The 7,593-nt window shown below is 72.1% G+C and carries 7 protein-coding genes; 1 reads left to right on the top strand and 6 read right to left on the bottom strand.

Annotation, left to right across the window (positions count from 1 at the left end):
• Positions 1–1,362 precede the first annotated feature (1,362 nt).
• The 6 genes from rsmG to rpmH all read right to left on the bottom strand — a co-directional run bounded on the left by rsmG (position 1,363) and on the right by rpmH (position 5,084).
• The gene (gene rsmG / locus ECOMGDLI_RS18835) at positions 1,363–2,115 is read right to left on the bottom strand and encodes a 16S rRNA (guanine(527)-N(7))-methyltransferase RsmG (RefSeq protein ID WP_088318380.1); all 753 of its coding nucleotides are present in this window, start codon (positions 2,113–2,115) and stop codon (positions 1,363–1,365) included.
• An 11-nt stretch (positions 2,116–2,126) separates the two neighbouring features.
• A complete protein-coding gene (locus tag ECOMGDLI_RS18830; RefSeq protein ID WP_198954994.1) occupies positions 2,127–2,738 on the bottom strand; it encodes a R3H domain-containing nucleic acid-binding protein in 612 nt (203 codons plus the stop codon).
• Positions 2,739–2,962: 224 nt separating this feature from the next.
• Positions 2,963–4,150 carry a membrane protein insertase YidC gene (yidC, locus tag ECOMGDLI_RS18825; protein WP_088318378.1) on the bottom strand — a complete coding sequence of 396 codons (1,188 nt, stop codon included), beginning with the start codon at positions 4,148–4,150 and terminating at the stop codon, positions 2,963–2,965.
• A 12-nt stretch (positions 4,151–4,162) separates the two neighbouring features.
• On the bottom strand, positions 4,163–4,462 hold the full coding sequence (yidD, locus tag ECOMGDLI_RS18820; RefSeq protein WP_088318385.1) for a membrane protein insertion efficiency factor YidD: 300 nt from the start codon (positions 4,460–4,462) through the stop codon (positions 4,163–4,165).
• An 83-nt stretch (positions 4,463–4,545) separates the two neighbouring features.
• Positions 4,546–4,923 (bottom strand): ribonuclease P protein component, encoded by a 378-nt coding sequence (rnpA, locus tag ECOMGDLI_RS18815; protein ID WP_088318377.1) that lies wholly within the window; start codon positions 4,921–4,923, stop codon positions 4,546–4,548.
• 23 nt (positions 4,924–4,946) lie between these two features.
• The gene (gene rpmH, locus ECOMGDLI_RS18810) at positions 4,947–5,084 is read right to left on the bottom strand and encodes a 50S ribosomal protein L34 (RefSeq protein WP_088287484.1); all 138 of its coding nucleotides are present in this window, start codon (positions 5,082–5,084) and stop codon (positions 4,947–4,949) included.
• A 527-nt stretch (positions 5,085–5,611) separates the two neighbouring features.
• Between rpmH and dnaA the strand changes: the two genes are divergently transcribed.
• Positions 5,612–7,255 (top strand): chromosomal replication initiator protein DnaA, encoded by a 1,644-nt coding sequence (gene dnaA / locus ECOMGDLI_RS18805; RefSeq protein ID WP_088318376.1) that lies wholly within the window; start codon positions 5,612–5,614, stop codon positions 7,253–7,255.
• Positions 7,256–7,593 lie beyond the last annotated feature (338 nt).

Below are 7,593 nucleotides of genomic sequence, written 5' to 3'. Positions count from 1 at the left end.
CCCCACCCAGCCCGGTCCTTGTCACGGTCCGCCGGTCCCAGGCCCCGTTCCTGTCCCCGGTCCTGGTCATCGAATCGCGGGCTGATCCGGGCGGACTCTGTCCCCGGTCCAGTCCCGGTCCGGCCTCGGCCGCGAACGCGAACGCGGCCCCACTCAATACCTCGCCGCGCGCCCTGACCGGAAAGGCTCACCGGAGCTGACCGCCGACGAGGCCCGACGCACTCCGGTGCCTGACTCCGTCGGGTCGCCCACGAGGGGACGGGAGACCCAATCGCTGACGGGGCTCCTTCCAGCTGCCGTCTCACAGTTGACGCAGCGCCCTACGTCCAGCCCCACCCGGTGTAGCTGGGTAGCGCCGGGCACACGAGTACGACTGGACCGCCGACCATCCTCCCGATGGGCCGAGCACCGACAGCCTGTAGCCACTGCCGTCTGCCGTCAGAGTCAGTCCACCCACGGACGGCGAGCCGGCGATTCGTCTGCTCTACCTCAGGCGTCCACGCAGCCTGCCTCTGCGGGTCCACTGCCACGGAGGAGGTTCGCGTTTCCCGTGAAACATCGGGTGACGCACGGACCGCCGTGTCACCAACGCATCGTCCTCACCCGGATGGTGGCGCTCCCGTGGGCGACCCATTGCGCCGCGGCACCCTCTGGGCTCTCTGGCGCATCCCGGTCAGAACACCCGACCTACGGTGAGCGGAGCGTCGCTCTGCCGCTGCGTTTCCCGTGAAACACCCGCGCCGACGACTCACATCGCGACCGGCCTATGACCGCGGATCGGGCCGTGGTCGCTGGGCTCCGGCTCCCACGGACGACGGTGCCACAGGACGGCGCCGCCTGTCGGTTGAGCCCCCCCTCGCCGCCTGCCCGCCAGCCTCGCCCCAGCCGCAGCGGGTGCCAGTACCTCGACCCGTCGTCACCGACACCGACCACACACCCCGACGATGCGGCCGGTCCGCCCGATGTCTCGCCCGCCAGTGGTGCCGCCCCGGGAAGCGCTGAGGGCCCCTTGCTCGGTCGAGGCACCCGACCGAGACAGACGAGTGACTGGCCCCCTGGCGCTCCACGCCGTCGACCCGGTGGGAGCAGCCGACCAGCGGGCCACCTGCCAACCGCCCCGTCCACGCCGACCAGATCCGACGGCGGGTCGGCGGCCCGTGGACTCGTCGTGCGCCCACCGAGACGGGCCACCTCTGCCTCGGCATTCACCCGCGAGTTCTGCGTCGTGTCCCCGGCCCGACTGACCTGAGATCCGGAACGGCGCCGCCCGACGGCGGTGCGTCCCGCAGACATCGAGTCCGGGTCCGTGTCGACCGCACCCTCCGTTGCGAGGCGCCCCCGCCGTCGAGCCGCCGACCACGCCTACGAGCGGGGTCGTGTCCGCTTCGGGCCGCGCCGCGCCGCCGTCCCTCCGGCACGAACCTTCTTCCGCCCGGAACCGCCGGACCGTGGTGCCGAGTCCCCCGCCTCGACGACGACGACCGTCGTCGGCTCCTCGAGGACACCGACGCCGCACTCGACGATCGTGCGCGTCCCCGCGCCGAGCCGGGTCAGGGCGCCGGCCGCAGCCTCCAGCTCCTCGGCCGCGGAACGGCCCTTGAGGGCGAGGAGGCGCCCGCCCGGGACGACGAGCGGCAGGCACCAGCCGGCGAGCTTGTCGAGCGCGGCGACCGCACGCGCGGTCGCGACGTCGAACCGCGGGCCCGCGGCGTGCAGCTCCTCAGCCCGCGCGCGGACCACCTCGACCGTCTCCAGCCCGAGATCGGCGACGACCTCCTCGAGCCACACGACGCGCCGCTGGAGCGGCTCGACGAGGGTCACCGTGACGTCGGGGCGGGCGATCGCCAGGGCGATCCCGGGCAGCCCGGCACCCGAGCCGACGTCGACGCACCGCTCCTCCGGCAGCAGCAGCTCGGCCACCGCGGCGCAGTTGAGGACGTGCCGCTCCCACAGCCGCGACACCTCGCGCGGCCCGATGAGCCCGCGCTCCACCCCGCTCGTCGCGAGGTGCGTCGCGAACCGTTCGGCCAGCTCGGCCCGGTCGCCGAACAACGCGACGACGGCGCCCCCGCTCGGTGCGGGTGGCGCCGTCGTCGTCCGGCCCTCGCCGGTCACGTGTCTGCCGCTCAGGCCGAGGCCGGGAAGATGACGACCCGGCGGGCCGGGTCCTCGCCCTCGGACTCGCTGACGAGCCCGGCGTCCGCGACGACGTCGTGGACCACCTTGCGCTCGAACGCGGACATCGGCTCGAGGCGCAGCGGCTGGCTCGTCCTCTGGACCTCCTGGCAGGCGCGCGCGGCCTGCTCCTCGAGCGCCTTGCGGCGCGCCGCCCGGAAGCCCGCGACGTCGAGCATGAGCCGGCTGCGCTCTCCGGTCTTCGCCTGGACGGCGAGCCGGGACAGGTCCTGCAGCGCCTCGAGCACCTCGCCGCCGGGGCCGACGAGCTTGCGCAGCTCGCGGTCCGAGCCGCCCTCGGCGACGATCGCCACCGAGGCCCGGCCGTTCTCGACGTCGATGTCGATGTCGCCGTCGAGGTCGACGATGTCGAGGAGCTCCTCGAGGTAGTCGGCCGCGACCTCGCCCTCCTCCTCGAGGCGGCGGAGCGACTCGCCCCCGCGGCTGCTGCGCCGGCTCCGGGTGCCGGACGACGTCCCCTCGGCGCCGTCCTCGGTGTCGTCGTCCTCGTCGTCCGACTCGTCGTCCTCGTCGTCCGAGTCAGCGTCCGACTCGTCGTCCACGTCCTCGACGACGTCCGACTCGACGGCGGCCTCCCCGGCGACCTCGGTGCCGGCCGGCACGTCGACGACCTGGTCCTCGTCGGTCACCCGCGTGTCCTCCACCGCGTGCGTGTCGCTCACGATGCTTCCTCCCACGTGTCGGTCTTCACGGGCGATGCCCGTCAGGTTGGTGGACCCGGTCGTCCCGGGTCGTGCGCGGCGCGCGGAGCGCACCGCCGCCGCCGTCAGCGCTTGGGCTGACTGGGCTTGCCGCGGCGCGGCTTGGTGGCCGGTCGCTTGCCCGCGCTGCCGGCGGCGGCACCGGTCGACGGCGCCGCGCCGTTCGCCCGCGGGCCACCGGTCTTCGGCCCGCTCGGCGTCGGGGTCCCGCTGCTCGGCTCCGGCTCCTCGTCCTGCGGGGCGTCGCCGGGCTCGTCGTCACCCGTGCCCTCCGCGGGCTTGGCCGGCGGCGTCCCGTAGGCGGGCGGCGGCGTGCGCTTGCGCTTCGGCTGTCGCTTCGGCTGCTGCCGCTGGCCACCGACCGGGCCGGCCGACGAGGGGCCCTCGCCGTCGGTGCCCGCAGGGACCTCCGGGTCGCCCTTGCCCTTGCGCCGGCGGCGCTCCTCGAGCGCCTGCGCGGCGGGCGAACCCGGTGCGGGCATCCGGCGGATGACGTAGAACTGCTGCCCCATCGACCAGACGTTCGTCGTGAGCCAGTAGATGAGGACACCGATCGGGAAGTTGACGCCCGACACGGCGAAGATCACCGGGAAGACGTAGAGCAGGATCTTCTGCTGCTGCGCGAAGGGGTTGTCCAGCGCGGACGCCGGCATGTTCTTCATCATCAGCTGGCGCTGGGTCGTGAACGTCGACGCCGACATGAGGATGATGAGGACGACGGTGAGGATCTGGACGTTGATGTTGCCGTCGGCCTTGAGGAAGGTGTCCGAGATCTGGGCCCCGAAGAGCGTCGCGTCGTCGGCCTGCTTGACGAGCGATGCGTCGAGCGGCCCGATCGCCTTGCCCTGGCCGATGCCGTTGAGCACCCGGAACAGGGCGAAGAAGATCGGGGACTGCAGGAGGATCGGCAGGCAGGACGCGAGCGGGTTCGTCCCCGTGTCCCGGTAGAGCGCCATCGTCTCCTGGCTCATCGCCTGCCGGGACGCCTGGTCGGTCCTGCCCTTGTACTTCTCCTGGATCTTCTTCATCTCGGGCTGGATGAGCTGCAGCCCGCGCGACGCCTTGATCTGCTTGACGAAGAGCGGGATGAGCAGGATCCGGATGACGATCACGAGGCCGACGATCGACAGGGCCCAGGTCCACCCGGACGCCGGGTCCATGCCGATGGTGGTGAGCGCCGAGTGGAACCCGACCATGATGTACGCGACCGCGAGCTCGAGCGGTCGCAGCAGGGACGTGAAGAAGTCGATCATGGTGTCCTCGGGTCACGTGGCCTGTCGGGACGACAGTCCGATGTCGGGGGCGCCGTCGGACGACGCGCACAGGTGCGCGGCACCGCGACGGCCGCCGGCAGGAGGAACGGGGTCGACGCCGCCGGGGTTCCACGGGTGGCAGCGGCCGATGCGGCGCAGCGCCAGCCAACCACCCTTGAGGGCCCCGTGGGTGCGGACCGCCTCGACGCCGTACGCGGAGCACGACGGGTAGAAGCGGCAGACGTCGCCGTAGGTCGGGGAGACGAGCAGCTGCCACAGCCGGAAGAACCCGCGCAGCAGGAGGGCGGGCAGCCCGACGACGAAACGGCACGCGCTCCGCAGCAGTCGGCGCAAGGCCTGAGCCTTGCTACCCGCGGGTCGATCGTCAGAGTTGCTCACGGCGCACCGCCCGCTGCCCGGTCCGGTGCAGCGGCCCGGACGACGCCCAACCGGTCGAGGAGCCGCGTGACGTCGGCCTCGAGCTCGGCGTAGGACGCCGTGGCCGAGGCCGGCTGGGCGCGGAGCACCACGAGCCGGTCCGCGGCGATCGCCCCCAGGTGCGGCCGGACCGTCTCCCGCAGCCGCCGGGCGACCCGGTGCCGGACGACGGAGCCGCCGACGGCCTTGGACACGACGAAGCCGACCCGCGGACCGTCAGGGACGGCCGAGGTCGAGGTGTGGACGACGACGCGCGGGCTCCCGGCCCGCCGTCCGCGACGGACGGCGGCCTCGAACTCGGTGCCGGCTCGCATCCGGTGCGGCGCGGGCAGCACGGGCGTCTGCCGGCCCGTCCGCGTCAGGCGGAGAGCTCGTCGCGGCCCTTGCGCCGACGCGCGGCCAGGATGGCGCGGCCCGCACGGGTGCGCATGCGCAGCCGGAAGCCGTGGGTCTTCGCCCGACGCCGGTTGTTCGGCTGGAACGTCCGCTTGCTCACCTGAGTACTCCACAGTCGTTGCGTACGGGCCCGGGCGCCGGATCGTCTGCCGGAACGGCAGAACAGCTGCCTCGGGAACATCGGGGGAAGACAGGATCGCGGACCCGTCTCCGGGCAGCGGTCACCTGTCGCTGTCAAGCCTCAACACGGTACGGCGCGGCGCAGCACAGGGTCAAACTGAGCGCCGACGGGCCGTGCACAGGCAATGCACGAGCAACGTCATGGACTGTGCGTAGCCTCTACACCACGCAGAGTAGGATCCCTGTCCGGGTCACGGAAGCAAGGCCAACAGGCTATGGTCCTGTGGTGCTGGTCTCGGGAGCGTGCGACACGCCGATAGACATCATCGGTGAGTTGCACGAAGGCCGCACACACGGGGACTGGCGACCGATCCACACGGTATTTCCCGTCGGAGAGCGTCGCCGGACCACCCTTGAGGCCTGGCACGACGGCTCTCGTACACAGGATGTGGACAACTGTGTGGACCGAGAGGACCCGTTCGTGACGCAAGAGGCAGGTGTTCAGCGGTGACGACGTCCCCGGAAGACTTCCCCGTGATCTGGCTCCGCGCCCTCGAGGCCCTCGACGCCGCCGGGGTGACCCCGCAGCAGCGTGCGTTCGTCCGCCTCACGCGCCCGGTCGGCCTCCTCGACGGCACGGCGCTGCTCGCCGCCCCGAACGAGCTGACCAAGGGGCTGCTCGAGCAGCGCATGCGCGAGACGATCACCGACGCCCTCTCCGCCGAGCTCGGCCGGCCGGTCCGGCTGGCCGTCACCGTCGACCCGAGCCTGGCGGCCGGTCCGGCGGAGACCTCGAACCCGGCGACGAGCGGCCCGGACGGCGGCCCCTCCACCGGCGGCCTCGCCACCGCGCGCGGCACCGACGACCTCGACGACACCGGCCGGCTCGGCCCGAGCCGCACCTACGGCATCGACGGCGTCATCGACGTCCGCTCCTACGAGGGCACGAACGGCACGAGCACGTCGAACGGCTACACGGCGCCGGCCGGGGTCGCCCCGGTCCACCGCGACGAGCCGACGTTCGCCTACCCCGAGCTCGCCCACCCCGAGCTGGAGCCGGGCGAGCTCGCCCGCCCCGGCACCGGACGCTCCTCGAACCCGCGGCAGGCCTCCGAGCCGGCCCGGCTGAACCCGAAGTACACGTTCGAGAACTTCGTCCCCGGCGCGAGCAACCGCTTCGCGCACGCGGCGGCCGTCGCCGTCGCCGAGGCGCCGGCCAAGGCGTACAACCCGCTGTTCGTCTACGGCGAGTCCGGGCTGGGCAAGACGCACCTGCTCCACGCGATCGGTCACTACGCGCACAGCCTCTACCCGGGGGTCCGGGTGCGGTACGTGAACTCCGAGGAGTTCACCAACGACTTCATCAACAGCATCCGCGACGACAAGGCGAGCTCGTTCCAGCGCCGGTACCGCGACGTCGACGTGCTCCTCATCGACGACATCCAGTTCCTCCAGGGCAAGGTCCAGACCCAGGAGGAGTTCTTCCACACCTTCAACACGCTCCACAACGCGAACAAGCAGGTCGTCATCACGTCCGACCTGCCGCCCAAGCTGCTCTCCGGCTTCGAGGAGCGGATGCGCAGCCGGTTCGAGTGGGGCCTCATCACCGACGTGCAGCCGCCCGACCTCGAGACCCGGATCGCCATCCTCCGGAAGAAGGCCATCGGCGAGCGGCTCCAGGTGCGCGACGACGTCCTCGAGTACATCGGCTCGAAGATCTCCACGAACATCCGCGAGCTCGAGGGCGCACTCATCCGCGTCACGGCGTTCGCCAGCCTCAACCGGCAGCAGGTCGACCTGTCGCTCGCCGAGATCGTCCTCAAGGACCTCATCCCGGCCGACGACACCCCGGAGATCACCGCCGCGACGATCATGGCCCAGACGTCGGCCTACTTCGGTCTGACGATGGAGGACCTCTGCGGCTCCTCCCGGTCCCGGGTCCTCGTCAACGCCCGCCAGATCGCCATGTACCTGTGCCGGGAGCTGACCGACCTGTCGCTGCCGAAGATCGGCCAGCAGTTCGGCGGCCGCGACCACACGACCGTGATCCACGCCGACCGCAAGATCCGGCACCTCATGGCCGAGCGGCGCTCGATCTACAACCAGGTCACCGAGCTCACGAACCGCATCAAGCAGACGTCGCGCGGCTGAGCCCGCGCCGCTCCCCGGCCCGCGCGACGTCTGCTTGATGNCCGCACCCGCCCCGCGCGCTCCCCACGCCCGCTCACGCCCGCCCACAGCCTGACGGCGGCCCGTCAGCGTCCTGCCCGGGCCCGGCCGGCGTCGGCGCACCGCGTCCCACCCGGAGCCTCCACGCGCGCACCGGCCGCCCCACCTGAGCACTCCAGTCACGTCGTCCACAGCCTTTGTCCACAGGGCGTGTGGGTAACTCGACGTCATCCGGAAGGACGGCACGAGTCGGCGAAATCGGACGAAGCGCGGATCGGGACGACGGACGGCGACTGTCCCCAGGGTTTGTCCACAGTCCA

Source organism: Kineosporia sp. R_H_3, assembly GCF_002198675.1.
In the GTDB taxonomy this organism is placed as follows: domain Bacteria; phylum Actinomycetota; class Actinomycetes; order Actinomycetales; family Kineosporiaceae; genus R-H-3.
Note: the sequence above shows the minus strand (reverse complement) of the source record. Positions and strands in the feature narration are given on the sequence as shown.

Coding starts and splice junctions, on each gene's coding strand:
- yidC (WP_088318378.1), bottom strand. CDS start 4,150: ATGATCGACTTCTTCACGTCCCTGCTGCGACCGCTCGAGCTCGCGGTC.